Source organism: Prevotella sp. oral taxon 313 (assembly GCF_003043935.1).
GTDB lineage: Bacteria > Bacteroidota > Bacteroidia > Bacteroidales > Bacteroidaceae > Prevotella > Prevotella jejuni.
Genome location: NZ_PYXE01000002.1, coordinates 221,028 through 247,475 on the forward strand (window position 1 = coordinate 221,028; position 26,448 = coordinate 247,475).

The window sequence follows — 26,448 nt, forward strand, 5'->3', positions numbered from 1 at the left end:
AACACTTAATTTGTTGCAAAAATGCAATTATAGACTATTTGGTTATTATTCGTAAGGAAAATAACAAAAAAAAGTAAGATGAAAACAATAGAACAGATAGAAAAAATTAAGGCTGTTGTGCTATATGTACTAAATAAAATGCCTACAGGAGTTGACTACATAAAACTCTCTAAACTATTATACTTTGCACAAAGAGAATCACTCGTCTTGTACGGAAAAACTATATTTGATGACACTTTCAAAGCAAGAGATCGTGGGCCTGTCCCAACTCTTACATATAAAGTATTAAAGATGATAGAAAATGGAGATGACTTTAATGAGTGTAACGAGTTAAAGGAGTTTGGCAATTCTATAAAAGTTGTGAGACAAAAAGCAACTGCTTTACAGAACTGCAATATAGATTTACTCACTTCTATTGATATGAAAATATTGGATGATACTATAAAAAAATATGGTAACATAAACTCTAAGAAATTATCAGAAATGACTCATGATGAGGTGTATAATTCTATCATAGAAAAAATGAAGGATGACCCAGAAAAAAACATTTTTACACTAATTGATATAGCACGTTCTGGTGGTGCTTCAGAAGAAATGATAGAATATATTCGAAATAAACAAGTTCTTAAAAAGGCACTTGCATAATGTTTGATGATGTTCAAGAAAATCTATCTAATTTACAAGAAAAGATAGAAATGGATAGAATTATAAAAATGCAGACAGAGCTTGGCTCTGAGATTAGGTCAAGAGCTGCAATAGAAAAGATAAAAGTCTTTATACAAAAAGAAAGAAAGATTTATCTAGATATGACAGGCGTCACATTTATATCTCGGTCTTGTGCAGACGAGCTTTATAATATTCAATTAGATTACAAGCATGTAAAAATTAAGAATCAAACTGGGGAGGTTTATAAAATGATGCGTGTTGTTGAAAAAGGAAGAACAAAAAGGAGGAATAGAGAAATACTAGACTCTTCGGTTCAAAATATGAAAAATATAAAGCTTTTTGAAGATTTTTTACAGACAATATAAGATATCTTCTAAGAAAATATGTAATATTACCATCTATTTGAACAGTAATAAAAGATATTCATACATTTAGTGTGCAACGACTTAGAGTATTAATTCATATAATGCCTATGAATAAAAAAGAATTCTTGAACATACTAATGGAACATAACAAGCTGGGCTTCCAAGATCAGATAGACTATAACAAGTTTTATCTATACTCAATCGTAACTCATTCAACTGCCATTGAAGGATCAACAATGACAGAGATTGATAATCAGCTGCTTTTTGACGAAGGACTTTCAGCCAAAGGAAAAAGTATCATAGAGCAAAATATGAACCTTGACTTAAAAGCTGCTTATGAGAGAAGTATGGAGTTAGCTAAAGCACATACACCGATCTCTATTGGTGTACTTAAACATTTAGCTTCACTTGTTATGCGAAGAACAGGTGGAGAAGTTAATGTCTTTAGTGGTTCGTTTGACTCATCAAGAGGTGACTTACGCCTTGTGAATGTTACAGCTGGGGCTGGTGGTAAAACATATATGAATTACCTGAAAGTACCACAGAAGTTAGAAGAATTCTGCAAAGAGATTAATGAAAGACGGAAGGAACTGTTAGAAAGTCCTGATATATACGAACAGTATAAATTGAGTTTCTATGCTCACTTGAAACTTGTTACAATACATCCCTGGGTAGATGGCAATGGAAGAATGTCGAGATTGATTATGAATCATCTTCAATACGAATTCGGATTAGTCCCAAGTAAAGTTGTAAAAGATGATAAGGCAGAATATATAAAAGCATTAAAAACATCACAGGAGGAAGAAAGCGAAGCTCCTTTCTTGGACTTTATGTTTGAGGAACACGCAAAGAACTTACAAGAAGAAATTGAAAACTACAAACTTTCTATGGGCGACGAAGATGTCAAACCACATAGAGGTTTTCGTAGATAGTCTGTACTCTGGTCGATAAACTATAAATCAACTAAGCAATATAAGTTATGAAAAAGATATTATTAATAATAGCACTTGCTACAATGACAGTAGTAGCAAATGCACAGAATAAAACAACTAGTGCCAAAACTGCACAAGAAATGGTGTATTACTATACAGACTTTAATATTGTTAGAATGAGAGATACTGCAAGAAAGAAGGATGTATATGTTCCTTATATAGGAAACGATACAGATGGTGAAATGACACCATTTAAGGATGATAATGGCAATATTGTGTGCTTTGATATACCAGTATGGGGGTTTAATTATATTACAAGCCTTGGTTGGGAATTATGCTGGCATGACGATAACTATAATGCTATCCAAAGGTGGTTAATAAAAAAGAAGGTAACTAAACTGCAATTTGATAAACTAACTAAAGACAAAATAGGAACATCTAATACTTTAGAAAGGATTCCATCAGCTGTAGAAGAACTACAGAGGATGGTAAAATAACAATATAGTCACAAATAAAACATAAGGTTCCAGGTAATTCTGGAACCTTTTTTATTTATTTAAAATCTCAATATCATTATCACCAAAGATAAGGCGCATTACTTGATCTCTCTTATCTTTTTTTAATTTTATTTGAATAGAAACTTCTGAATCATCAGAACGTGGAATATCAATAATATTTACGTACTGTTGAGGATATGTTAATAGGTCCACAACAGTAAGTCCCAATACATTTGAGATTATCTCAAGTTCCTTAACTCGAAGGTCTCTTTTCCCTTTTTCAATATTGCTTATTACTGCAACATCTAAATTAAGGGCATCTGCTAAAGCTTGCTGATTTATACCTTTTTGCAGCCTTATTTCTCTTATATTCTTATAAATATCCATATTGTAAAATTAACCAATTATTTCTCAAATCTATTTGTTAAATTTTGCTATTATTTGAGATTTTCTCAACTTGCATTTGAGTTTTTCTCAAATATTACTTATCTTTGCAGCATAATAATAAGTATTAAATAATAAATATTAAGTATGGGTATTAAAATTAGCGGACCATTAAGGAATATGGAAATCGGACAAACGATTGCGTTTCCGATGGAGAAGATTTTATCAGTAAGAAGTGCTGCTTCTGGTATCAGTATGTCATTAGACCGTAAGTACATGGTTAGATCTGACAGAGATACAAGGACGGTTATAGTAAAAAGAGAAAAATAAAAAGCTTATGCTAACAAGAAGGGATGCAAAGATGATTGCAAAAGAACTTGTCGTTATGTCTCCTAATAACGATATTGATCCAAATGAGGTCTACCTCACAATAGATCAAGCAGCAGAGTTCTTACATCTTGCAAAGAGAACTCTATATAATCTTGGAGAAAAGATACCACGCTGTAAGAGGGGAAAGCGTGTGTATTATAAGAGGTCAGCACTCCAACGTTTCATAGAAAGAAAAGAAGCTTTTAATGAAATGCTGCCTAATCAATAATCTCTTTTATTAATAACTTAAGAGTTATACAAAAAGTATGAAAGAAGCAGAAGCAATATTACAAAGGACTAATGGAGGACTGAGGGTCTTTGAACATTTCTTCGGAGAAACTGTAAGAAAGAAACTCTTTCTAAATCCATTTCGTGGAGATAGTAATCCAAGCTGTCACTTATACTTACACAAGGAAAGTGCTGGTGACAGGTTCTATATGAAGGATTATGGCTCTTCTGAATGGTCTGGTGACTGCTTTACCATAGCTGGCAGAATCTTCAATTTAAACACAAGAACTTCTTTTGTTGAGATATTGAAGAAGATTGATAGCGAAATGGGATTGTGCATCTTCACAGAATCTCCTAATCAGTATTCTCAGAGTAATTGGAGATCTCAAGAAATCACAAAATCAGTAGAAGAGAATGTTGTTTCTTTTTCTCCAACTTATAAGGATTTCCTTTCAGAAGATATAGAGTTCTGGAGTCAATATGGAATAAGCAAGACGACACTAAATACGTATAACGTAAGAAGTGTATATAACTGCAAATTTAAAAAAGAAAATGGTAAGGAATATACTGTATATGGAGGAAAGAAGAAGCCTGTCTTTGCATATCTCTTTAATCAAGGGAAAGGTATAAAACTATACATGCCAAAATCACCTGTCAGGTTCCTTTATGCAGGAAGACTTCCTAAACCTTATATTTTTGGATGGGAACAACTCACACAGAATGGAAACTATGTTTTTATAACAGGAGGAGAAAAGGATGTTTTATCGCTGGCAGCTCATGGTTTCAGTGCTATAAGCTTAAATAGCGAAACAGCACATCTGCAATCTACAATGATAGAAGAGCTGAGCAAGAGATTTAAGCATATCGTGTTTCTCTATGATTGTGACGAAACAGGAAAAAGAGAATCATTGCTACGAGTGGAAGAATGGAAAGAAAAATACAAAACAAGTAGAGTCGTATTGCCACTATCTGGAGAAAAGACATCCAAAGATATAAGTGATTTCTTCTTAGAAGGAAGAACTAGAGATGAATTAATGAAAATCATAGAGGCGCAAGTGAGATAGACGGTAAGACGCATACTGACATAGAATAATATCTTTCAGAAGAATAGATTAAACTTGACACTTTGGTCTGTCTTTACTAACTACTCAAAATATGAACTAATATAATGTGGGTATGGAAAAATTAGAAAAATATAGACTCTCTTTGATGCGTAATATCAGAGAAGTAAAAGTATCACATAATCAAACTTCAGCTGAGAAGATTGTACGTGATGAACTTTTGGAAGAAGGGATTGACTGGAATATAGTAAATCTCCCTATTAGAGTGATTGAATTTCAGAGTCTGAACAGGAAATATAGAGGGATTGGAATTGAGAACTCAAAAAAAGGTTATGAGTTCTACAATAGGAGTCTAATGCTGTATCCTGTATCAGTTGGAGAAAAGGGATTGACTATAGTGTCTGGAGAAAAAAACAATGATATAGCATTTTGTTTTCATGACTCTTTGGATTATATGGCCTGGTGCACTTATATGGCAGCACAGAAAAAACATATAGAAAATGCAGACTTTTATATCATGGGAGACTTCTCAACATTTACTGAGTTAGGAAAAATTGCAAAGAAATATAAAAAGATACTCTGCTATTTCCACAACGACCAGTGTGGAGAGGTTATGGTTAATACACTCAGAGAAATGATTAAAGGCAGCTCTGTAGTTGATATGAGCAGCTTGTATGATGGTTTTGAGTGCATCCGATTTTATTGGAAAGACTTATTGACAAGACAATAAAAGTATGGAGTATATAACAATCTTTGTAATTATTGTTGTTGTTATCGGATTGATAGCAAGTATCTACCACGAGATAAAGAACACCTTGGGTGATGATGATATAAGATATTAATTTAAAAACAAGATCATGATTTTAAGAATAATATTCCTTGTGATGCTGCTATGGGCAGTCTACACAACTATACAACAGATGATACTTCTTGTAAAAGAGGCAGGACTTTATGATTGCGTCAAGAATAAAAAGAATATCCTTAGAGCTTTCATAGAAATCATAATGGATGATAGTATTACAAACAAAGAAAAAGAAGAAAGGAGAAAAGTAAGATGAGTAGCTTATTACTTTTAGCTAACCAACTCAAGGAGGTAGCAGTTGGCTATACAGTAGGATTGGTTACATTAATTATTATTGGTGTATCATTACTGAATATCCTATATCGTATTCTCAAATGGATAATTAAAATAGATGAAAGGATGACTGTCTTAAGAGAAGTTGTACAAAAAAAAGAGAAAGAAGATTGCAATAAATAAAAATAGTAAATCATGAATAGAGAAATCATTTTTAGAGGAAAATCCATTGCCAAATGTAGATGTCTATTTCCAAGATAAAAATTATTTGGAATTTATATTTGAAGATGGTAAGTATTATTCTGCAACCATATTCGGCAATGGTGATTTTAATCACCATCAAGCTAATTTTGAATTTATACATTAATTAGTTATGAACGGAATAACACCAAGTTTACAGAAGAAAATCGACTACTCCATAAAGGTAATACAGAAAGCCGAACGGCTTGCCATTTCAATGAATTATGAGGGCTTTTGGTTAGCCTTTAGCGGAGGGAAAGACAGCCAAGTGTTATATCACCTTGCGCTTATGGCAGGCGTAAAGTTTAAGGCGTATATGAATTTAACAAGTGTAGATCCTCCCGAAGTTATTCGCTTTGTCAGGAAAAACTATCCAGAAGTCGAAATGGTTAAGCCAAAGATGAGTATTTATAATATGGCAGTCGAAAAGGGCATATTGCCTACAAGGCGATTACGATGGTGTTGTGCTGAATACAAGGAAACATCAGGCGCAGGATATATAACGCTAATAGGCGTGAGAAAAGCAGAAAGCGTAAGGCGGTCAAAGAGAGAAGTCGTTGAGAGTGTGAAAGCAAACCCAAAGAAGCGCAAGCAATGGAACTTTGACCAATTCTCCGAACACGAGGAAAGCCTTGTGCAGTGTATGGGAAACGGCAAAGAAAAGATAGTTGTCAGCCCTATTCTATATTGGACTGACGATGATGTTTGGACGTTTCTTAATGCTAATAACATAGCGCATTGCAGTTTATACGATAACGGATATAGGCGTATTGGTTGTATCTGTTGCCCAATGAGTTCTTTCAAACAGAAAGTGCGAGAGATAAAAGATTATCCGCACGTCAAAAAGAATTGGATAAAGGCGTGCGCAAAACTAAAGGAAAAAGGACTTGTGTACTACGACTTGTCCTCTGATGATATGTTTGATTGGTGGATAAGTGGCAAGTCATACAAAAAGTGGTATGCAGAGAAGTATTTACAACAGAAAATAAACTTCAACGAATAATAGTTATGAACGGAATAACAATAAACGATAAGCAGTACATCTTCATTGCAACAAGAGAGGAAGACGATTGCATTGATTGTGACAAGTGTAATTTAAACAAAGATGGATACTCTTTATCATGCAATGTTTTGTGTGAAAACTTTCATGATTTAGCACATGGTCATGGAGGGTTTGGAGTGTTCAAGGAACTAAAAGAAGAAAAGTAATATGACAGAAAGAATTTATCAGCTAAGAGAGTCTGAATATAATGAACTATTTGAAAAGGCTAAGCTCCACGATAAGGAGATAAAGGAGCTTGCGGAAAAGTATTACCAAGAACGTGGCGTTTTCAAAATTACCATTGATACATCTATTAAGCTAAAGGATGGAGACGCTTATCAAGGCAGTAGAGCAACTTTTGATGTAAATTCTTATTGCTTTGAGAACGGGTTATACAAAAAAGAAAATTTTAATCCTCTCCTTTCTGAAAACGACAGACGAAGAGTCAACCAAATGGTAACGAATATATGCGAAGATACATTCTATGAATACTATGGGGATGTGATTAAGTGCAGAGACAAAATTAGCAATATATTTTCAAAGCTGCAATACTTCAAGTTTATTCTCTACATGATAGCGTTTAGTGGATGGGGAGTTGCGACCGCAGTTATTTTGTATCACTTTTTATTCAGTAAGTAATATGAACAGAGAAATTTTATTCAGAGGGAAATCTATCGGTATAGGAGTATGGCTTTACGGGAAATTGTTCAACTATGGGCTAATGGCACCGAGTAATGTGCCTTGTATCAGCGTCTGTGTACCGACATCATGGAAAGAGGCGTACAATTTCTATGCCGTGAACCCAGACACCATAGGTCAATACACAGGGTTAAAAGACAAGAACGGGAAGCAAATCTTTGAGGGGGATGTAGTCATCATCGCAGAGAAACTAAAAGCAAAGGTAATATACTATGATGGTGCTTATAGGATGCAGTCCGAATTTAGCCCTACACCAAGAGATACAACAGATATGGGCTATATGATGCGCGAGTTCAGTGTTTGCGTTATCGGAAATATCCACGACAACCCAGAACTAATCAAATAGCATTTAAATTATGAAAGCAAAACTTAGAAAGACAGGTGAGGTAGTAGAACTAAGGCAGTACTACTGTGATGGGACGGCAAAGGGTGTTAATGGAGAATATTACCATCAAGGTGACATATCTGAGCTGTTTGAAGATATCGATTATAAAAGACTAGAATACGAGTTTAATCAATTAGGTAGGACAGAGAAATGTAAGTTCATATCTCAGCATATAGAATTGGCTTCTTCTAAAGCTATTGCCAAGTATGTAAAAGAGTACCTTTTTGACGTACTTAAAGATATTGGTGATGATGGATATATTGCTACATACCTTCAAAATAAAGGTTACAAGGTAGAGATTAATATAAAATAGCAAATGAAAGTAGAAATTATAAAAAAGAAATAGAAAATGAAACATATATATTTTTTTATAGGTACTACCATCATTACCTATATCTTAATCTCGCTAGTAACATTGGATTTGATGTGGTATGTGCATAAGGCTCTTTGGATATGGATAGCAGTAATATCGCTCTTCCTCGGTCTTGGGTGTCACTTCTACGTAAATTTGGCATATGAAAAAAACAAAGATTTGTCAAACCAATTAGATGTAATGGTTAGCCAGTGTCAAAGAATGAATGCTGGTAAAATTAGAATGTCATTCAAAAAGAAAGAATAATTTTCTTCCCATATGGTGACCAAGAACCATTAAAGGTTAAACAGATTGCAGCTTTATGCAATGATTATAATTTTCATATACAATTAATACTTCAATAAGATGGAAAAATTATTATTAAATGGCATGAACACTTTTGGAAGTGTAGTTAATACATATACAGTGAAAGAATTTTCTTTTATATTAATTGTCGTTGCGTTATTCATCATCATATGTATGATTATTAACTGGTTCATTCGAATAATCAAGGGACTTGAAAAGTTAGCGCAAAAGGAAGAAAGAGAAGCAAGGCTTAAAAAAAACAGCTCTTCTATACCTATAGATAATTTACCTGAAATCATAGGACTCAAAGATACAACAATAGTAATAAAGCATAAAAATGACACCACTACAAGTAAATTAGGTTACCATTCAGCTGCAGTAAATACTGCTGATAATTCAATAGCTGAATATGAAGGACTTTTTTGTGTTATTTCAAATACTGGAATTGAATCTTTAGCAATAGCTGCTGATAAGAGTTCGCAATGTATTGCTTCAAATACAGGACTTAAATCAGTGTCAGAATGTAAAGGTAATTTCTCTATTGCAGCAAATGTTGGAGAGTATTCTGTAGCAAGATGCTCTGAACAATATTCAGCTGCAATAAATAATGCAGAGTACTCAATAGCAGTAAGTACTGGAGATTATTCTGTTGCAATAGCTACTTCTGAAAGGTCATTTGCAAAAGTAGAAGGTAAAGAATCTATTGCGATTGTATGTGGGACAAGAGGTAGAGCAAATGGAAAGGTAGGCTGCTGGCTAATCCTCACAGAGAGAGGTGAATTTAATGGACGATCATATCCTCTAAAAGATATCAAAGCAATAAAGGTAGATGGGAAAAAAATAAAAGAAACAAAATGGTATAGATTAATTAACGGAGAAATAATAGAGGATGGAGATATAGAAGATAAAATTGAACCTTAGAAAATGGAATACCTCTATTAAAAACAATAGATTAAATAAAACTTCATAAATAATATTTTATATGAAAGAAAATACAGATTTGGCAAACCAATTAGATGCAATGGTTAGCCAATGTCAAAGAATGAATGCTGGTAAAATTAGAATGTCATTCAAAAGGAAAGATGGCTATACTATTGAGATAACAGCACGACGGACTGAGGGTAAATTTGATGACGAGTTTAGTGATAAGGAACTAAAATACATCAAAAAGTCAATGATAGAGAAGATTGGCAGCGAGTCTAATAAAGAAGCTGATGACATGGCATTTGATATAATCAATGTATGCCAAGAACTGTTAGGAGAACCACAGTTTGAGTCCGTAGACGAGATTATAAATTCAACTGTATAAAACGGTAAGAATTATAGAAAATCATGATTCTTCTCCAGGAAACTGTAGTTTAGAGAATTAGCGTACATTATGTCAAAGAAGAAAACAAATGAATAATATTAAACTTTTATACATAGATCTTTTTTGTGGAGCAGGAGGAACTACCACTGGCGTTGAACAAGCAGAGTTTGATGGACAGGCGTGTGCAAAAGTTATTGCGTGTGTAAACCATGACGTAAATGCCATTGCATCACACCAAGCTAACCATCCTCATACATTACATTTTATGGAGGATATCCGCACTTTAGACCTTACTAATCTTATTACACATTTAACAAGAATGAAGGCAAAGTATCCTGCAGCTTTAGTAGTTCTATGGGCTTCGCTTGAATGTACTAATTTTAGTAAGGCAAAAGGTGGACTGCCACGTGATGCAGATAGTAGAACACTTGCAGATCATCTTTTTCGTTACATAGAAAAGATAGATCCAGATTACATTCAAATAGAGAATGTAGAAGAGTTTATGAGCTGGGGTGATATGGATGAAAAGGGACATCCAATATCAAAGCTAAAGGGTAGAAGTTATGTCCGATGGACTAATAAAGTTATGTCTTATGGATATAATTATGACTGGAGATTATTAAACTCTGCTGATTATGGAGCGTATACATCAAGAAAGAGATTTTTCGGACAATTTGCAAAGAAAGGACTTCCTATAGCATTTCCTATTCCAACATATTCAAAAAATGGAGATAGTGGAATGTTCCAGATCTATAAGAAGTGGAAACCTGTTCGAGAGGTTCTTGACATGAACGAGAAGGGGCAAAGTATCTTCAATAGAAAGAAGCCTTTATGTGAAAAGACTTTGAAGAGGATATATGCTGGGTTAATAAAATTTGTAGCAGGAGGAAAAGAGGCCTTCCTTATAAAATACAATTCAATGAACCAAACAGGAAAATATACAGCTCCTAGCATTGATGAACCATGTCCAACTGTAGCTTGCCAAAATCGTCTGGGCGTTGCCAATGTCAACTTTATGTCTAAGGCTTTCAGTGGAGATCCATACTCCAAAAACCAGTCGATTGATGTACCTGCAGGAACCATTACAACCAAGGATCATCATTGCTTTGTAACAGCTTACTACGGAAACGGAGGGAATCGCTCCGTTGAGTCCCCATGTCCTACGCTCACGACAAAAGACCGGCTTGGTTTAATATCAAGCAGGTTCTTGACCAATGAGTATTCCGGCGGTGGACAGCTGTCAAGTATTGACGCGCCATGTCCTGCCGTCCTAACGACACCCAAACAAAAAGTTGTGGATTGCTTTCTGATGAATCCACAGTTTAAATCAGCCGGTGGTGATGTTGATAAACCGTGCTTTACTCTGATTGCTAGGATGGATAAAATGCCCCCGTACCTAGTTAACACAGAAAAAGGATTAGGAATAAGAATGTTTGATACAGATAGCGAAATGACCCTTAAAATTAAGGAGTTTATGGCTATGTATGGCATAATAGACATTAAGATGCGAATGCTGAACATAAGCGAGTTAAAACGTATTATGGGATTTCCAAAGGGATATATACTGGTCGGAACACAAGCTGAACAAAAAAAATATATTGGCAATGCTGTTGAAGTCAATATGAGTAAAGTTCTTTGTGAAGCTATATGTGATAGATTAATGCAAAAATCTATTGCTATTTAACAAAGAACTAATTATAAAGATTAAAGTTGGAATGAATAAAATAAAACAAAATGAATCCCTTAAAAAGGGATTTTATATGGCAAAAGAAGAGATTATAAACCTTATCTACGATCTTCAAGATGAGTTATGGGGTGACAGAAAGGGATATAACTCTGAAATGAGAGCGCAGATGGAGTTTTGTAAGGAGCTTCGCAAAAAACTAAGCAACTTTAGTTTAGATGCAATATCTCAGAAATCTGTGTTTCACAAGGACTGATAGATAACATATACTTGTGATACTATAAGGTAATTAAGAGCATACTGATATGAGTAAAACTGAAAGTTTACATTATAAACTCTGCTGTGAAGGTGCAAAATGGATGCGTAAGCAGAAGTGGTCTTCTTACAAAATAGTTGCCATAGAGCTTTGTACTGTAAATGCAGAAAATCCTGATGTATGGGGAACAACAGGTTTCGAATCAATGATGATAGAAGTTAAGACCTCACGAGGAGACTTTCTGAAAGACAAAGCGAAGAAATTTAGAACTGAAGATGACGAATATAGACATTATGCACTTGGTAATAAAAGATATTACTTAGCACCAGAGGGTATTATAAAACCAGCAGAACTTCCAATTTCATGGGGACTGTTAGAATGGAATGGCAGTATGATAAACATTATTAAAGAAGCGGAAGAAGTAGTATGTGAAAATATGGGAGAGGTTGCTATGCTTTGCTCTATCATGCGTAGAGAGGGAGTAAGAACCGGCATTTTTAATTATAGAAAGAATAAATAATGAAGGGAGATATATTAACACAACTACAACGGATTTCCAATCAGCTCGATTGTATAGGACGAGACATGAGAGAGGAAGAAAGAGTATATGCTGCAGAACTGGAAGACAGACTTGCAAAGGGTATCACTGGCGATGCTGCTGTAAAGCATTACAATGAGTGGATGGATAAAGCAGGAATGTCACACTTGAAAACAAAATAATAATATTAAGGAAATTATTATGAATATAACAAATAGAAAGGAACATAAGAAGGAAAAGCCTCCATATAGAATATACTACATGCTGTCAGCGTGTATATGTTTCTTATTACTTAAAGAACAGGAGTCAAAACCTATAGGTAAGGGGCTTCGCTTATATTTACGTAAAGCAAAAAGAGTATGTAGACTATCGTTAGGCTATTTACTTTGTAAGCTCTTTGAGATAGCTGGAAAATATATAAAACGTTAAAACAAAAATAAATATGAAAACAAAAGAATTAAAAGAAGGAGATAGCATTAATATCCCTGAAGGATGTGTGCCAGTAATTAAAGACAATGTGATAGTCTTTAAGAAAAACTTTGAGGATGGAGATATTCTCACCTCAATGTTTACTAATGATATAGTCTTTATATTCAGGGAAAATAAATCAGACCCAGAAGATTATAGAAACCACTATTATGTATGCTTTTCTGGTGGCAGAATTAATGTTGCCTCAGAAGAATCTATGTATTATTGTGGGGTTAAACAAAATGTAAGACACGCTACAGAAGAAGAAAAACAATTCCTTTTTTATAAGATGAAAGAAAACGGATTAGAGTGGAATGAAAAAGAAAAGCGAGTAGAAAGGATTTGGTGGGAGCCAAAAGAAGATGATAAATATTATTACATCAGTTCAACATTTGAGGTTAATGACACGATATATCGTGATAGTATTAAAAATAAATTGCATGTAGAAAACTACAACAGTTTCCATACTGAAGAGAAAGCAACAAAAGCTGCAAGTCGTATGAAAGAAACATTACGCTTGTACCACAAAGAGATAGGAGAATAGAAATATAAAGAAGAAACTATAAAATGTCCTCATTTCAAAGAAAATTACTATTATTAAAATAAGATAAGTATGAATTACAAGGATTTTAACTTAAAGCCGGGAGAAATTGTCTTATTCAACACCAGTAGTAACACATACTACAAGTTTCAAAACGTTATTGAAGCTTGTAAATATGCGGTCAATGCAGGGATAAGCCCAGAAAATGGGTGGAACATTGTAGATGACATAGGAATTTCCTTAAAAGAGGAAGATTTGGCGTTTTTTGCTCAGCTACCATTGCCTAAAGATTAGGAATATAATTTATTAAGGAACTTAAAAATAAAAGTGTATGGAAAGAAATAAATACAACAAAGCTACACGACTTTTAAAACGTATAGACGCATTAAAAGGAATATGTATAATTGAAAAAATAGATAGTTTTGAACTGATTTTTGATGGAGGAGGAGGATGTTTTTTTTGCGTAGATAAAGAATTAAATAGTAAAGTTCAAGAACTCTGTAAGTCATTAAAAGAAAAACTTGAAAAAGAGTTTGAGGAGCTATAATCTCGTGAAAAAAAATGTTTCCTCACCTAAACAGGTAGGATTTTTCTTAAAACATCAAAATAAACAATTATGGAAAGAAATGCAATTATTCAGAAGATTAGGAAGCTTATGGAATTGCAGCTCTCTGCAGAAAATGTAGGGCAAAGCGGTGAAGCATTTGCAGCTGCTAATGCTATCCATAAACTACTGACAAAGTATAATCTATCACTTGATGAAATAACAAGTGAAGATAACGATGAAAAAGACGGTTTGTATATATCACCCAAAATGCAAGCTCATGATGAGTACGGCAATTGGAGAGATATCCTTATGGGTAAGCTAACTGAGAGAAACTATTGTCGGAATTTGGGTATTTTAGAGCAACCATCAATAATGATGGTGATAGGTAAGAAAGAAAATGTAGAAATAGTCATACAGCTTTACAATCGTCTTTCTGAAATATTTCTTCTTAAAGCAAAAAATGGACTTATTGATAAATATGAAGAAGAGGAAGAAAATATGACTCTTGAACAACAAAATGATTATATGGAGTCATTCCTTCTCGGTTGTGTAGATGGCCTGATGGAACATCTGGATAGTGTAGAAAAAAATATTGAGGAGAAGTTCTTAGCTATAAGATGGAAATCAAAGATTAATTCATGGGGAGAAAAGCATGCTAACAGAGAACGAATTAAAGTTGAGATAGACATCAAAGAAGAGAATGCTTACACAAGTGGTATCGTAGAAGGTAGAAATACCAGATTATACCAGGAGATAAGATAAGGAGGATATTATGCAGATCTTTAAAGCAAGAAATACGGATTTAGATGTAACATCCGAATCATGGAGTAAAGCTTCCTATAAAGAGATGGAAGAAAGAATACCTAAGAATCTAAGATTGCCACGTAAGGCTATCAGAGAGGTTGTTGTGCCAATAAAAAAGGAGAACACTATAGAAGACCTTATGAGGATCAATGCAGAGCTTCTAAAGATATATAAGATAGACTGCTTTCAATGTACCATAGATAGAAAAGAAGGTAAAGCACATCTTCTATTCGATTATTTGGATAAAGAAACTGGACTATCCTACGTATTCAATAGTAGTGACCAGAAGATGATCTATGCAATGATTATGATGATGCTTAAGTATTCTTCTGATAGAGAAGATGTAGGAAAAAGATATTTCCTACTTAACTACTATAAGAAGGATCAAGATATTTATAGAAAACTTCTTGATGATATACAACATAAAAACTTCTCAAAGAACAACTATAGTGTTCTTAAAGACATTTTGGAATACGTAGAAAATGTCTGTGAGGGTAAGGTTAAATAATAAAGTAATTAAGGGAATAATTGTGAATATAACAAAAGAGTGGAGGTGGTATCATAATAGCACTATGGTACACCTATGGGTTAATCTGCTGATTTCAGCAAGAGAAGAAGACGGCTGGCATGGAATGATAGAAGTTAAAAAGGGACAAGTCATAACTTCATTGTCAAAGCTGTCAGTAGAAACAGGAATATCTATAAGGAAAATAAGAACTTGTCTTTCCAACCTATTAAAGAGCGGTGAGATTAAAGAAATGACAAATAATCATTACCGTATCATTACAATTATAGATTATGATATGTATCAAAAAGCAGATGCAGTCTATAATAAAGGTTCTCATACAGAGACAAAAGAAAACGACAAGCGAAATAATAACATAACTACTTGTATATCAAAAGATAACATGATTGTCTGTGATAAATTGACAAACAAGTGTCAAACCAATGACAAACAAGTGTCAAACCAAGAAATTACCACGGACAAACAGGTGTCAAACATAAAAGATTATATGTCAACAACTTATGACAGTTGTAGTCCTAAAATCGACAAGCTGATGACAAGCAGTGTAAAAGTTGAAGAAAAAGAAACAAAAGAAACAAAAGAAAATTCCCCCCACACCCCCTATAAAGAAAAAAAAGAAAAAAAAGAAAAAGACCCGACGGTGATGCGCACGAAAAAAAATGGCAAAACGGAAGAGGAAATGGTCCAAGAAATAAAAAACGACCAACGATGGTTGGAAGCAATATCCCAATATCATAACCTCACAGCTGATAGAGTGTACCAGATGATCAACAAATATTGCATTCACAGAATTTGTGCAATGAGCAGCTCTGACAGCATAAGAGACATAAAGAGGCATTTCGATAACTGGTTAAGAATTCAACTAACCCAAGAAAGAAGAGACAATGAAAGAAACCGAGTATACCAGAAGCGAACAGGACTTTCAGCAAATGTTTGCAAAACAGCTAACTACCGTTCAGCGTTTTAAGCTTAATATTTCAGAGAATGAAGCAATAAAGATTTTAACGGCTGCCTACAAAGCGCAAGTTGAAAACAGACATTGCCATTTTCTCGAAGACGATGATATTATTAGGGCTATTGAGTTTACTGCATCTTGGCTGACGTTGGAAAATAAAAAGCCAGGCTTATATTTCACAGGATTTTGCGGTACAGGTAAAACAACGATGATAAAAGCTATCAAAATGGTTGTGGACTGGTATTACTCTAACACTCGACTTAAGCCAACGATGACTATAATAAAGGCAACAGACCTTGCATCAATGGCACTGAATAATTATCACGAGTTTAAATCACTTGCCAAGAGAACTCTACTTGCAATAGATGATCTTGGACAGGAACCAGCTGTAATATCAAGCTATGCAAATGTAATGAAGCCGTGCATAGAAATACTCTCTGAGAGGTATGATACACAGTTAACAACATTTATATCTTCAAATCTTTCCCCAGAAAAAATCAAAGAGTATTATGATGAGAGGCTGGCTGATAGATTTAGGGAAATGATGGAAACAATCCCATTTGAAAATGAAACATTTAGAAAATAAAACAAAGGATATGAAAAAATATTTTGTACAAGAGACAATTGGAGGATGGAAACAAACTCCATGCTTTGAGGGTACTTATGAAGAGTGCGTACAGTATCTTAATGATTATTGTAACGACAGTAGAAGCTCTTTTACTATCGTTGGTGAAAATGAGTTACAAGTGGATTACTTGTAAGATAACGAAAAGAAATAACTTCAATATTAAATCCTCCAACAAGATAAATTAATTTATATCAGTATTGGTAAATCATCGCTCACATAAAATTGGGAATAAGATGAAAGAAAAATAAATAAAGTAATATAAACTAAACATTTTATTGTATCTTTGCATAGTAAAAGATACATTATGACAAAATTCACCAAGGCAAACTGGATGACCAGGGCACTGCAAGAGAAACTGAATGTAGTGGGAGAACAAATACGCCTCGCCAGATTACGAAGAGACCTGACCATGGATCAAGTTGCACAACGTGCACAATGTACAAGGCTTACCCTTTCACGTTTGGAGAAAGGTGAACCTACAGTGTCAATCGGTGTGGTAATGAGAGTACTCAATGCCCTGCAACTCGAAGATGATATTCTTCACTTAGCAAAAGATGACGAGCTGGGGCACATGGTACAGGACTTAGGTATTAAGAATAAGAAACGAGCTTCAAAAAGATAACACATGGAAAAATTAGATGTGATAGCCAGTTTCGACTGGATGGATAAGGAAGAGAAGGTAGGCACTCTTGGGCATGAATATTTAAGAGGCTCTGATGTGTTTTCTTTTGAGTTTGATAAAAACTGGCTCAAAACCTTTCCTAAGATTGACTTTGGGCAAGACCTCCGCCCATATACTGGAGTACAATATAGCCGAGATAACCACATCTTCGGTTGTTTTTCTGATGCTCTCCCTGACAGATGGGGGCGACGACTGATAGACTTGCGTACTTCACTAGAGGCAGAAGGGAAAGCAAGTCATACCTTATCTGATTGGGACTATCTTAAAGGAGTGGAAGATGAGCTGCGTATGGGTGGTTTTCGCTTTAAGGATCCAGATAGCGGAGCATTTATCAGCTCTACGCCTGGTTACAGCGTTCCGCCTGCCATACACATTGACGAACTATTACAAGCTGCCAAAGAGATTGAGAAAAGTGAGTATAAGCATTTGGAACCAGAAAAGAAGTGGATACAAAGGCTTTTCCAGCCAGGTTCTTCGATGGGTGGCGCACGTCCAAAGGCTTGTGTGCAGAGTGACGGTCATCTTTATCTTGCCAAATTCCCTTCCATCAATGACGACATTAACGTATCACGCTGGGAACATTTCGCTCATCTGATGGCTAAGGAATGTGGTATCAATGTTGCCGAAACACAGATAATTAGGGCAGGGAATGGTCAAGATATACTTCTCTCTAAGAGATTTGATAGAACAGAAGACAACAAGAGAATCCATATGGCTTCTTCTCTTACCGTCCTTGGCTTCACTGATGGCGACGGACAAAGAACAGGAAAAGGCTATTTGGATATTGTGGATTTTATCATTTCAAGAGGTGGCAACCATATAGAGGCTAATTTAGAAGAACTATACAAGCGAGTTGCCTTCAATATCTGTATTGGTAATACCGACGATCACTTTAGAAATCATTCGTTCCTGCTTGGAAGGGAGGGTTGGGAATTATCTCCTGCATACGATATGAATCCTACGAATAGTATATTTCAAGCATTGTTTATCGATACCAACACAAACGATAGTTCTCTCAACAGCCTTTACAATGCCCATAAGCTTTATATGCTGGATGAAACAACAGCAAGAGGCATTATAATGGACGTAACAAGAAACATGAAGTATTGGGAGAATATGGCAGAGAATATAGGACTTCCCCGACGAGAAATCAAATACTTCACGGAACGATTTGAGAAAGGTATGGATTTTCAGTATAGTTCGGGACTTCGTCGGTGAGATTAAGCAAGGGAGACATTCAATCTGTCTCTCTTTTGCTTATACCATATAAAAGCATAAATGATGTTTCTAGACCTATAAGACAAAATTAATAGAGAGAATTGAACTATTCAAAAAAGAGTAATTACAAATTTCTTTGTGAATATAATTATTTTTTATACAGAAGTATAAATAAACAAAATAATAAATTGCCATAATAAAATATTTTGGTTATCTTTGCATACGAAATGAAAAAATAAAGTAATGAAAGCAAAGGCTTTAGATAATCTAAAAGTCGCACAGTCGCTAATCGATAAAAAAGAAGCTTGCTCAAATACTGCAAGCATACATTGTTCATATTATGCTGTTTTACAGTATATGAAATATATATTAGCACATACAGACAACCCGATAACATATGAAGAACAAACTCAACAAACAAAATGTCAGAGTTCTCATGAATATGTTATCTTTGAAATCAAAGAAAGATTTTCTGATTTTAAAGAAGCAAGAGATTTTGTTCATGATGTAAGAGATTTGAAAAAAGATAGGGTTGATGCTGATTATTCTGAACGAGAGTTTAGTCTTGACGAAAGTCTTGAATGTAGAGATCAAGCTAATAGGCTGATATCTAAATTAAAACGTTATTTTGGAAATATATGATAAATAATGAAATAGAAACCAAACTTAGGAATTGGTTTGAGCAAATGGTTGATCGCTATAAGTGGTTAAACATAAAATTTGAATATAGCGAAACAAGAGGAATATATCTCGTTTCCTATTCACCTATTCAGAAAATAGAAGAAAGCGATTCTTTTATTAAAGAAACTATGGATTTTGAAGATAAGATGAATTTTCTTTATGGTGATGATTCGCCTTTATTTTGTGATGAAGAAAAGTATTTTAAACTTTCTTCTAATGCAGAAATAATAAAATCTAGATTTAAATTCTTTGATATAAACATAGCAAAAGAAAAACTTACGCAGACTTCTAATTTTTCTTCACCATTATATAAAATTCAAGACTGTAATTATTACTCTAATAATTACGCATTAGCTGCATAAAGATATGAATAAAAAGGTAGAAAAAGCACGTTTCAGATTCGTTGAATATCTTTTCAAAGAAACGTCGATCAAACTTACAGGAGAAGATATAAGTGATGATGTAGAGTTTGGAATAGAACCTAATGGCATATTTGAGGAAGACAATAAGATGTTTATCCTTACACTAAATGTTTTGGTCAAAGACAAGAAGAGTAGTTTAGAAGTTAAAATGACTGTTACAGGAAAGTTCGAATATGAAACTAATGATATACAAGAGTTAGTTCCATACTTGGGATTTAATGCGCCGGCAATCATGTTCCCATATATACGAGCTTATATAACTAACATAACAGCTCTTGGAGGAATGTCACCCATAATTCTACCGACACTAAATATGGAAAGTGTCGGTAAAGAACTATTAGATAAAATCAGTTCTAATGAAGGATTCACAACCAACAAATGACTATAACAAAAATGTAGGTGCTGACATAGAAAATAACGCTACTAATTGGTAGAAGTATTAAAGCAAAAGAGGATGTCTTAATACATCCTCTTTTGTTCTTTAATAAAAATATACGGGATAATACTCATTCTACTTATTGTTATACTTCAACCATTCTCTTTCAAAATCTTCCATTGTTATTCCTAATAAATTCATCTCACGGAAGATGGAAGGGAGAGAATGAATAAGAAAAGTTTTAAGACGAACAGTTATAATTTGCTCACATGCAGCAGATGAGACAAAGTAGCCAAGACCACGTCGTTTATAGATGATTTTCTTAAAAGAGAGGAGCTTAAAAGCCTTCACTACAGTGTTAGGATTCACCTGTAACATAACAGCAAACTCACGAATAGACGGTATTCGATCATCAACTTTATATGTTCCTTTTATAATATCTTCGCAAAAGTGGTCGTATACTTGCTCATAGATAGTCTTGTTACAAATAAAAGTCATAAACGTTAATCCATAAGAGAAACCCCGCATCTGTAAATAATTAATCCTATTCTTAATGGAATACTTTTAGTTACTTTACTTGGCTATACTGAATGTACCTACAGGTATTGCTGTTCCATTAATGATGGATAAAAAGAAAATACCATATTCACCTGGTATCATTTCACTTTCTGGAAATGTAAGGATATATGATTGAACACCATATTTATGAGCAGAAAAATTTACATATCCTCCCTTCTGAATTTTTTCAGAACCAAGGAGAGTTGGAGAAAATTCCATCCATTGAATACGTCGATCTTTCTTGGAATTGTTGAAACGAACAATGCGATAGAGTTCCATAGGATCACTTTCATTGTCCTTAGCTTTGATGACTAAAGAAATAGTTTTCATTTCTTTTGGTATAACATAAGATGAATGAGGACCTTCAAATACAATATCCATTCCATTTGCGCCTGCGAGTGCTCCTGCAGCATCCGCCATCTGACCAACACCAGATGCTGTACTCATTGTTTTAACGCCAGTTGAAAGTGCACCTATAGAATTAGCATTAACACCCACTATTAAGCCAGCAGCTCCAACAGCGGAAGAAACGCCACCAATAATTTTTGACCATTTAGAAACTTTGTTCTGATGACTCTTAATTATGCCACTCTCTTTTGGAAGTACTACAAAAGAAGTGTCATTTGTCATGATGCAGTAATTGTTGATAAACTCTGGCTCTTTTACTACTTGATTATTTTGCGCAAAAGATGATGTTACGCACATAAAAGTCAATGCGCTGATTATAATCTTTTTCATAAATGTTTAAATATTGGACAATAATATTTATTTAAAAATTAAAGTTATGATGTGTAAAGGTATATATAATATTTGGTTTGTAAATACTGTAATAAGTAAAAATTTATTTTTTAACAAAAAACCTCTGCCATATAGACAGAGGGGAAATCGTAATTTGTTGGAGGGAATAATCCAATTATATAACAATGCAAAGATATATGTTTTTCTTGTAACAACAAAATAAAACAATATAAATATCTTGCTTTTAACATATTTCTGTTGATAACAATATATATTGTTTAGAAACTATCAATAATATCGTTAATACGACCTTGATTACTTTTCTTAACTTGTATCTCACCATACTTCTTCTCATACCTTTTGAGAAAGCTCGAAATTCCTGCACCAATAATATCTTTGATTGCACATCCTTCCAGCTGACAAACCACACGCAATTTCTCCATATCAGACTTTAATACTACAGTACTTATTTGCTCTGTCACCTCTTTTCTAGGCTTGGGACCACGTTTCTTAGGAGTTTCAACAGTGTCTGTAGAAATTGACGATTCTAATGTTGAAGGATTTAAATTTTGTGGTTCTTTTGGAGTCGAAACTAAACCTGACATAAGATTCTGAATCGAACTATTGAGATTTTTCTTTGCCATAATTTTATATTAATTAATTTCTTTACGGAAGAAAAGAATAAATTATTGTACTCTTGATAACAATTCTGAAGTAAAGACTATATAATCTTGTGCTCCATGACTATTGGGAGCGTACTCAACTATATTGGATGATTCCAAGGGGGCCTCTGCTATGGTGATATTCTTTCGTATTTTTACGTCAAAAATAAGATTTCCCCATGACGATCTCAACTGCTACTCTATACCAGAAGTAAGATTTGTTTTTTCCCATCTTGTTAGTAGAACACCTGTTATGTGAGCAGAAGGATTCAATAAATCATGAATGTTTTTAATAAATTCATTTATCATTGTCAGACCTTTAAAAGGAAGTACTTCTGCAACAAGTGGAATTACTATTTCATTGGCAAAACTACAGGCATTTAGCGTTAGGAGTCCGAGAGAAGGCGGACAATCCATTAAAATGAAATCGTATTGATCTTTAACAGAAGAAAGAGCACGTGAGAGAATAAATTCTCTTGATATCACTGATGCTAATTGCAAATCTGCTAAAGCTAATTCCTGTGAAGAAGGTATGAGATCAAGGTTTTCCTTAACAGAAAGAGGTCGAGGCATCTCATTATTAACCAGGATCTCGTATATGCTTTGATAATCCGTAGTATTGGTAATACTGGAAGTTAAGTTTGCTTGAGCATCCAAATCAACAAGGAGAACCTTATATCCGTATTTAGCAAGAATTGATCCGATACTTGCTGTAGTCGTTGTTTTGCCAACTCCTCCTTTATGGTTAGCAAATGCTATGATTTTTGTTGAACTATTCATAATTAAAACAATTTATAAATACGCATTTTTATATATCTAAAATTATGAATACAAAGATATACGTATTCTCAAAAAGTAGAAAATATGTATTGTTAAAATTATAAATTTAACATTTACCTAATCTTTTCTTTTAGACCTAATAAGCGTACCACAACTAATATAAGATTTTTTATTTAGGACAACACCACCTTTACTTAATCCAACACGTTCAAGTGAAGATTGTGTAATACCAATCTGTTCAGAAGAAAGAACAGAATATATAGCAGGGATTGATCCGAAATAATAACTTTTTCTTCCTTGAAGAAGTTGTACGTGAATAATCTTTGTCATATAAATTATTTTTTTGCAAATATACAAAATAATAACTATATACGATAAAATTACAAAATTAAAAATAATGATAAGAGAACACATCTTTGAGTAAACAATACTAATAAGTAACATGAAATATACTGAATTGTTAATTTAGAAAGTACATCTATTTTCATTAATAATTAAATTCGATAATCAATATATTTGCATAAAAAAAAGATATGGATATGAAACAAAAAACAACAAAGTCTTTATTTGTTATCTGTGTAGTGATAACTTCAATATTATTAGGTTCCTGTTCTAGTAAACCAAAATATAGCTTTGCAAATGCACAACAAGCGTTACAAGAATGCCGAGTTCATCTTGCTAATCTTAAAGAAAAGAAAAAGGCTGATATTGATGAACTGACTGATCTAACGTCAGACTGGTTACAACTAGAAGATTCAGTATATACTACTATGGATCGTGATAGTTCTGTCACAATAAACAGTAAGATTGCTGAAGATTATTTCAAAGTAGCAGATTCTATACATCATGAAATAGCAAGAATAACAAATTCAGAACCAAGGTCTTTGAAAGATGTTATCTCATTAAAAATCAAAACAGCAAGAGGAAGAGAAAAGATGATGGCTTCAAAAGATTATAGAGATGCAGTATCATATTTTAGTAAGTTAGATGAAACAGGTCTATATTCTAATCCGAATACAGCAATCACTAATTATATTAATTTAATCAATAATACAAAGAAATTCAAGAACCTAACAGAGGTAAGTAAATTCATGACAAAAGAAGATATCTGTTTTCGCTCGTTAATACAATTCTTACCACAAATAAAACAACCGACTCTGAAATATATTTCTGATAAAACAGGAGATATATTTGGTGAATTATATAAAACGGTAACAGGCAAGAATAATGATAGTAGGGAAATGATTTTTCTTACCATGAGATTTAATCGAAGAGTTATTCTCAATGCTTTAGCTTGTGAGAACGACATAAAAGCAAAGAGACATCTAGATAGAATGCAAAGAGCTAATTATAGATGGATGTTGATTCAACCTATGATGACACTTGATAACTACTCACTTACCTGTTTAACTAATGATCAAGAAGAACAAATCCTTAGAATAGCAGACAACTTACCTAAGTATATATGTTATCTTGACGGAGATACAGAAGAAGCAAAGAAAAATTCACAGCATCTAATTGACATGTTGTCAAATTATTTCTTAAAAGCATATTTGAGATCACTCGTATAAAATGAAATATAATATACACAATGCTAATATGGAAAAAAATATTCAAAATCTAAACAACTTGCTAAAAAAATTAGACTTTATAAATATAGAAAAAATGAAGTCTAATGAGACAGTTGAAAATACTGAACTTTACTATCCCTCAGAAAAACAATTTTTATTTGGGGATGTAGAGAAAAATCTACCTACTCTTAACATACTTTACAAGGAGGAAGAAGAAGGAGGTATGAAGGAGAAATGGATACTTTTCAGCTATCCTTCAAGAGAAAACATGTATATAATATATCTTGAATCAGATATGTTTGGAGTAGCAGATTATATTTCTGCAGAAGTGTACGATAGCCTCGAAATTTATTACACAAAGCTACTAAAATTATTAAAAAGAGACCCAGGGATTATGAGACGTACAGAAAATATGACAATAAAAAATTTTATATCAATATTCTTTTAATACATTAAATTATGGTTTACTTGTATATCAAAATAGCACTGGCAATATTATTGTCAACTATTCCTTTCTTATTTGCAATTTTTATTAAACCAAAGACAAAGAATGGTAAGTGGAGAAACCTTTTTTCTCTTGCACATCTCGATAGTGAGAGTGTAGCAAATGGAACCCAAAAGATAAGAAATATATTCAAAAGAATATATGAAGCGATGAAGCATTCAGATAATGCTAGAAAGTTTTTTATAATGCTTTTGATTATTACAATGATAATATATCAATGGATTGATTCTGAAGCAACACAAGCTGCTGTGGGTTCTATTATAGGTAACAAATATGATGTTCATCAAAGCAAAGAAGCTTTAATGAAATTATTCCCATTTATAACATCGCCTATTGTTACAATCTCTTCAATGATTTACACACTGATATTATTTCGGTATAAATGGTCAAATAAATTATTAACAAAGATACATTCAAGTAACAAAATAACTATATTGTTGTGTGTAATAATTATAGTGTCAATGATAATAGGAAGAGGACGTTTCTTCTTGTTAGGAGAAATTTTATTTCTTACATTAATCTGGGGTACTATTATACCGAAAAAAAAAGAAGGCGGAACTCCTCATGGAGGCACACGAATAAAGATAAATAAAGACACGTATAAGAAGGACAAAATTGCTGATAAAATAGCTGCATAAAATAGATAAAATAAGGTTTACTTTTTTATTGTATAACTAAAAAATAACAGAATGGAAACAAAAAGAATTGAAGATAAAGAGGATGTTAATAAAATAAAGGTAAAGAGACCAGATCTTATTATTAGAACAAACTACAAATTATGGGAATACCTTTTCAAAGATCAACAAAAAAAAGCTAAGAAACTGACCAAGGCGGAAGCTTATTATGATCTAATAAAAAAACAAAGAGAAGCTTTACTTATTCAAGACGAGAACTATCTAATGGCATCTTGCAGTGAAATAATGGAACAATGGGGATGGTCAAGACAAAATGTAAATATTTTTCTTGAAGATTTAGAAAGAATCGGTGCTATTACTCTAGAAAGAAATACAAGACTAATAAAATTCAGCATTTCTAATGCAAAAATTGAATGACAATAGTACAATTATACTATAAAACCGTGAGAATGGGCATTTTTTGTCCTCTCACGGCTTTTTTCGACAAAAGAGTGTCATGGTATATCAAATAGGATAAAAACGCTGAAAAGCAAAGAAAATAATATTTCTTGGTCGCCTTTCAAAAAGAAGAAAAAGCATTTCAAAAAAACAAAAGATAAAGTCTTAAATCTTCTCAACTCATACACTTCATTAAAAAGAGTTTTATTATCTCGGATACGACAAAAATAACTTGCATCAAGTAAAAATCATCTGGGGAATATTAAAAAATTACGAACGATTCGCTTGCGAATTTTATAACTAATATGAGTCAGGGGGGAGCCTA

The 26,448-nt window shown here is 33.4% G+C and carries 43 protein-coding genes; 37 read left to right on the forward strand and 6 right to left on the reverse strand.

Annotated features, from left to right (window positions below):
- The first annotated feature begins 78 nt into the window (after nucleotides 1-78).
- The 4 genes from AXF23_RS15145 to AXF23_RS15160 all read left to right on the forward strand — a co-directional run bounded on the left by AXF23_RS15145 (nucleotide 79) and on the right by AXF23_RS15160 (nucleotide 2,460).
- Complete coding sequence (locus AXF23_RS15145; RefSeq protein WP_107626073.1) at nucleotides 79-645, forward strand: Panacea domain-containing protein; 567 nt, start codon at nucleotides 79-81, stop codon at nucleotides 643-645.
- Nucleotides 645-1,031, forward strand: coding sequence for a hypothetical protein (locus tag AXF23_RS15150; protein ID WP_107626074.1), 387 nt, complete (start codon nucleotides 645-647; stop codon nucleotides 1,029-1,031). The genes AXF23_RS15145 and AXF23_RS15150 overlap by 1 nt, the downstream gene beginning before the upstream one ends.
- A 107-nt stretch (nucleotides 1,032-1,138) precedes the next feature.
- Complete coding sequence (locus tag AXF23_RS15155) at nucleotides 1,139-1,963, forward strand: Fic family protein (protein ID WP_107626179.1); 825 nt, start codon at nucleotides 1,139-1,141, stop codon at nucleotides 1,961-1,963.
- Nucleotides 1,964-2,010: 47 nt separating this feature from the next.
- Nucleotides 2,011-2,460, forward strand: a complete 450-nt coding sequence (locus AXF23_RS15160) for a hypothetical protein (RefSeq protein ID WP_107626075.1) — start codon at nucleotides 2,011-2,013, stop codon at nucleotides 2,458-2,460.
- Between the two features lie 51 nt (nucleotides 2,461-2,511).
- On the opposite strand, the gene AXF23_RS15165 is transcribed toward AXF23_RS15160, so the two are convergent.
- Nucleotides 2,512-2,847: a helix-turn-helix domain-containing protein gene (locus tag AXF23_RS15165; RefSeq protein WP_107626076.1), complete on the reverse strand. Its 336-nt coding sequence runs from the start codon at nucleotides 2,845-2,847 to the stop codon at nucleotides 2,512-2,514.
- A 334-nt stretch (nucleotides 2,848-3,181) separates the two neighbouring features.
- Between AXF23_RS15165 and AXF23_RS15175 the strand changes: the two genes are divergently transcribed.
- The 29 genes from AXF23_RS15175 (at nucleotide 3,182) to AXF23_RS15325 (ending at nucleotide 20,242) form a co-directional block, all read left to right on the forward strand.
- Nucleotides 3,182-3,442, forward strand: a complete 261-nt coding sequence (locus AXF23_RS15175) for a helix-turn-helix domain-containing protein (protein WP_107626078.1) — start codon at nucleotides 3,182-3,184, stop codon at nucleotides 3,440-3,442.
- Nucleotides 3,443-3,479: 37 nt separating this feature from the next.
- Entirely contained in the window at nucleotides 3,480-4,505 is a 1,026-nt protein-coding gene (locus AXF23_RS15180; protein WP_107626079.1) for a toprim domain-containing protein, read from the forward strand.
- Nucleotides 4,506-4,617: 112 nt separating this feature from the next.
- Nucleotides 4,618-5,232, forward strand: a complete 615-nt coding sequence (locus AXF23_RS15185) for a hypothetical protein (RefSeq protein WP_107626080.1) — start codon at nucleotides 4,618-4,620, stop codon at nucleotides 5,230-5,232.
- Between the two features lie 127 nt (nucleotides 5,233-5,359).
- Entirely contained in the window at nucleotides 5,360-5,560 is a 201-nt protein-coding gene (locus AXF23_RS15190) for a hypothetical protein (RefSeq protein WP_107626081.1), read from the forward strand.
- Nucleotides 5,557-5,760 carry a hypothetical protein gene (locus AXF23_RS15195; protein ID WP_107626082.1) on the forward strand — a complete coding sequence of 68 codons (204 nt, stop codon included), beginning with the start codon at nucleotides 5,557-5,559 and terminating at the stop codon, nucleotides 5,758-5,760. Before AXF23_RS15190 ends, AXF23_RS15195 begins: the two co-directional genes overlap by 4 nt.
- Before the next feature lie 190 nt (nucleotides 5,761-5,950).
- Nucleotides 5,951-6,820 (forward strand): phosphoadenosine phosphosulfate reductase family protein, encoded by an 870-nt coding sequence (locus AXF23_RS15200; protein WP_107626083.1) that lies wholly within the window; start codon nucleotides 5,951-5,953, stop codon nucleotides 6,818-6,820.
- Nucleotides 6,821-6,825: 5 nt separating this feature from the next.
- Nucleotides 6,826-7,026 carry a hypothetical protein gene (locus tag AXF23_RS15205; RefSeq protein WP_107626084.1) on the forward strand — a complete coding sequence of 67 codons (201 nt, stop codon included), beginning with the start codon at nucleotides 6,826-6,828 and terminating at the stop codon, nucleotides 7,024-7,026.
- A gap of 1 nt (nucleotide 7,027) precedes the next feature.
- Nucleotides 7,028-7,498 carry a hypothetical protein gene (locus AXF23_RS15210; RefSeq protein WP_107626085.1) on the forward strand — a complete coding sequence of 157 codons (471 nt, stop codon included), beginning with the start codon at nucleotides 7,028-7,030 and terminating at the stop codon, nucleotides 7,496-7,498.
- Between the two features lies 1 nt (nucleotide 7,499).
- Nucleotides 7,500-7,904 carry a YopX family protein gene (locus AXF23_RS15215; protein WP_107626086.1) on the forward strand — a complete coding sequence of 135 codons (405 nt, stop codon included), beginning with the start codon at nucleotides 7,500-7,502 and terminating at the stop codon, nucleotides 7,902-7,904.
- Between the two features lie 10 nt (nucleotides 7,905-7,914).
- Nucleotides 7,915-8,256: a hypothetical protein gene (locus tag AXF23_RS16440; RefSeq protein ID WP_233251349.1), complete on the forward strand. Its 342-nt coding sequence runs from the start codon at nucleotides 7,915-7,917 to the stop codon at nucleotides 8,254-8,256.
- A gap of 405 nt (nucleotides 8,257-8,661) precedes the next feature.
- Nucleotides 8,662-9,522, forward strand: a complete 861-nt coding sequence (locus tag AXF23_RS15230; RefSeq protein ID WP_107626088.1) for a hypothetical protein — start codon at nucleotides 8,662-8,664, stop codon at nucleotides 9,520-9,522.
- Between the two features lie 61 nt (nucleotides 9,523-9,583).
- Nucleotides 9,584-9,910 (forward strand): hypothetical protein, encoded by a 327-nt coding sequence (locus AXF23_RS15235; RefSeq protein WP_233251350.1) that lies wholly within the window; start codon nucleotides 9,584-9,586, stop codon nucleotides 9,908-9,910.
- Nucleotides 9,911-9,998: 88 nt separating this feature from the next.
- Entirely contained in the window at nucleotides 9,999-11,594 is a 1,596-nt protein-coding gene (locus tag AXF23_RS15240) for a DNA cytosine methyltransferase (protein WP_107626089.1), read from the forward strand.
- 31 nt (nucleotides 11,595-11,625) lie between these two features.
- Nucleotides 11,626-11,850: a hypothetical protein gene (locus AXF23_RS15245; protein ID WP_107626090.1), complete on the forward strand. Its 225-nt coding sequence runs from the start codon at nucleotides 11,626-11,628 to the stop codon at nucleotides 11,848-11,850.
- Nucleotides 11,851-11,899: 49 nt separating this feature from the next.
- Nucleotides 11,900-12,370: a hypothetical protein gene (locus AXF23_RS15250; RefSeq protein ID WP_107626091.1), complete on the forward strand. Its 471-nt coding sequence runs from the start codon at nucleotides 11,900-11,902 to the stop codon at nucleotides 12,368-12,370.
- Nucleotides 12,370-12,570: a hypothetical protein gene (locus AXF23_RS15255; protein WP_107626092.1), complete on the forward strand. Its 201-nt coding sequence runs from the start codon at nucleotides 12,370-12,372 to the stop codon at nucleotides 12,568-12,570. Before AXF23_RS15250 ends, AXF23_RS15255 begins: the two co-directional genes overlap by 1 nt.
- 260 nt (nucleotides 12,571-12,830) lie before the next feature.
- Nucleotides 12,831-13,400: a hypothetical protein gene (locus AXF23_RS15265; protein WP_107626094.1), complete on the forward strand. Its 570-nt coding sequence runs from the start codon at nucleotides 12,831-12,833 to the stop codon at nucleotides 13,398-13,400.
- Nucleotides 13,401-13,469: 69 nt separating this feature from the next.
- The gene (locus AXF23_RS15270) at nucleotides 13,470-13,691 is read left to right on the forward strand and encodes a hypothetical protein (RefSeq protein ID WP_107626095.1); all 222 of its coding nucleotides are present in this window, start codon (nucleotides 13,470-13,472) and stop codon (nucleotides 13,689-13,691) included.
- A 37-nt stretch (nucleotides 13,692-13,728) separates the two neighbouring features.
- Nucleotides 13,729-13,944, forward strand: coding sequence for a hypothetical protein (locus AXF23_RS15275; RefSeq protein ID WP_107626096.1), 216 nt, complete (start codon nucleotides 13,729-13,731; stop codon nucleotides 13,942-13,944).
- A 69-nt stretch (nucleotides 13,945-14,013) separates the two neighbouring features.
- Nucleotides 14,014-14,706, forward strand: coding sequence for a DUF2786 domain-containing protein (locus tag AXF23_RS15280; protein WP_107626097.1), 693 nt, complete (start codon nucleotides 14,014-14,016; stop codon nucleotides 14,704-14,706).
- Between the two features lie 10 nt (nucleotides 14,707-14,716).
- Nucleotides 14,717-15,256 (forward strand): hypothetical protein, encoded by a 540-nt coding sequence (locus tag AXF23_RS15285; RefSeq protein ID WP_107626098.1) that lies wholly within the window; start codon nucleotides 14,717-14,719, stop codon nucleotides 15,254-15,256.
- Nucleotides 15,257-15,278: 22 nt separating this feature from the next.
- Entirely contained in the window at nucleotides 15,279-16,241 is a 963-nt protein-coding gene (locus tag AXF23_RS16035; RefSeq protein ID WP_158267708.1) for a DUF7833 domain-containing protein, read from the forward strand.
- A complete protein-coding gene (locus AXF23_RS15295; RefSeq protein WP_158267709.1) occupies nucleotides 16,204-16,815 on the forward strand; it encodes a P-loop NTPase family protein in 612 nt (203 codons plus the stop codon). Before AXF23_RS16035 ends, AXF23_RS15295 begins: the two co-directional genes overlap by 38 nt.
- Before the next feature lie 10 nt (nucleotides 16,816-16,825).
- Nucleotides 16,826-16,990, forward strand: coding sequence for a hypothetical protein (locus AXF23_RS16040; protein WP_158267710.1), 165 nt, complete (start codon nucleotides 16,826-16,828; stop codon nucleotides 16,988-16,990).
- Nucleotides 16,991-17,161: 171 nt separating this feature from the next.
- Nucleotides 17,162-17,479, forward strand: coding sequence for a helix-turn-helix domain-containing protein (locus AXF23_RS15305; RefSeq protein WP_107626102.1), 318 nt, complete (start codon nucleotides 17,162-17,164; stop codon nucleotides 17,477-17,479).
- A gap of 3 nt (nucleotides 17,480-17,482) precedes the next feature.
- Nucleotides 17,483-18,757 (forward strand): type II toxin-antitoxin system HipA family toxin, encoded by a 1,275-nt coding sequence (locus tag AXF23_RS15310; protein WP_107626103.1) that lies wholly within the window; start codon nucleotides 17,483-17,485, stop codon nucleotides 18,755-18,757.
- 243 nt (nucleotides 18,758-19,000) lie between these two features.
- A complete protein-coding gene (locus tag AXF23_RS15315) occupies nucleotides 19,001-19,399 on the forward strand; it encodes a hypothetical protein (RefSeq protein ID WP_107626104.1) in 399 nt (132 codons plus the stop codon).
- Nucleotides 19,396-19,800 (forward strand): hypothetical protein, encoded by a 405-nt coding sequence (locus AXF23_RS15320; RefSeq protein ID WP_107626105.1) that lies wholly within the window; start codon nucleotides 19,396-19,398, stop codon nucleotides 19,798-19,800. Before AXF23_RS15315 ends, AXF23_RS15320 begins: the two co-directional genes overlap by 4 nt.
- Before the next feature lie 4 nt (nucleotides 19,801-19,804).
- Nucleotides 19,805-20,242: a protein-export chaperone SecB gene (locus tag AXF23_RS15325; protein WP_146156766.1), complete on the forward strand. Its 438-nt coding sequence runs from the start codon at nucleotides 19,805-19,807 to the stop codon at nucleotides 20,240-20,242.
- A 129-nt stretch (nucleotides 20,243-20,371) separates the two neighbouring features.
- Here the strand turns inward: AXF23_RS15325 and AXF23_RS15330 are convergent, their stop codons facing one another.
- From AXF23_RS15330 to AXF23_RS15350, 5 genes are all read right to left on the reverse strand, one after another.
- The gene (locus AXF23_RS15330; protein WP_107626183.1) at nucleotides 20,372-20,734 is read right to left on the reverse strand and encodes a GntR family transcriptional regulator; all 363 of its coding nucleotides are present in this window, start codon (nucleotides 20,732-20,734) and stop codon (nucleotides 20,372-20,374) included.
- 75 nt (nucleotides 20,735-20,809) lie between these two features.
- Nucleotides 20,810-21,532, reverse strand: a complete 723-nt coding sequence (locus tag AXF23_RS15335; protein ID WP_146156767.1) for a hypothetical protein — start codon at nucleotides 21,530-21,532, stop codon at nucleotides 20,810-20,812.
- A 278-nt stretch (nucleotides 21,533-21,810) separates the two neighbouring features.
- Complete coding sequence (locus AXF23_RS15340) at nucleotides 21,811-22,176, reverse strand: hypothetical protein (RefSeq protein WP_107626107.1); 366 nt, start codon at nucleotides 22,174-22,176, stop codon at nucleotides 21,811-21,813.
- A 213-nt stretch (nucleotides 22,177-22,389) separates the two neighbouring features.
- Nucleotides 22,390-22,974, reverse strand: coding sequence for a ParA family protein (locus AXF23_RS15345; RefSeq protein WP_233251351.1), 585 nt, complete (start codon nucleotides 22,972-22,974; stop codon nucleotides 22,390-22,392).
- Between the two features lie 117 nt (nucleotides 22,975-23,091).
- Nucleotides 23,092-23,304 carry a hypothetical protein gene (locus AXF23_RS15350; protein ID WP_107626108.1) on the reverse strand — a complete coding sequence of 71 codons (213 nt, stop codon included), beginning with the start codon at nucleotides 23,302-23,304 and terminating at the stop codon, nucleotides 23,092-23,094.
- Between the two features lie 209 nt (nucleotides 23,305-23,513).
- On the opposite strand from AXF23_RS15350, the gene AXF23_RS15355 reads away from it, so the two are divergent.
- From AXF23_RS15355 to AXF23_RS15370, 4 genes are read left to right on the forward strand one after another with little or no spacing between them, the layout of a single operon-like run.
- Complete coding sequence (locus AXF23_RS15355; RefSeq protein WP_158267711.1) at nucleotides 23,514-24,545, forward strand: hypothetical protein; 1,032 nt, start codon at nucleotides 23,514-23,516, stop codon at nucleotides 24,543-24,545.
- A 28-nt stretch (nucleotides 24,546-24,573) separates the two neighbouring features.
- The gene (locus AXF23_RS15360) at nucleotides 24,574-24,993 is read left to right on the forward strand and encodes a hypothetical protein (RefSeq protein WP_146156768.1); all 420 of its coding nucleotides are present in this window, start codon (nucleotides 24,574-24,576) and stop codon (nucleotides 24,991-24,993) included.
- Nucleotides 24,994-25,004: 11 nt separating this feature from the next.
- Complete coding sequence (locus tag AXF23_RS15365) at nucleotides 25,005-25,688, forward strand: hypothetical protein (protein ID WP_107626111.1); 684 nt, start codon at nucleotides 25,005-25,007, stop codon at nucleotides 25,686-25,688.
- Nucleotides 25,689-25,739: 51 nt separating this feature from the next.
- The gene (locus AXF23_RS15370; RefSeq protein WP_107626112.1) at nucleotides 25,740-26,102 is read left to right on the forward strand and encodes a hypothetical protein; all 363 of its coding nucleotides are present in this window, start codon (nucleotides 25,740-25,742) and stop codon (nucleotides 26,100-26,102) included.
- Nucleotides 26,103-26,448 lie beyond the last annotated feature (346 nt).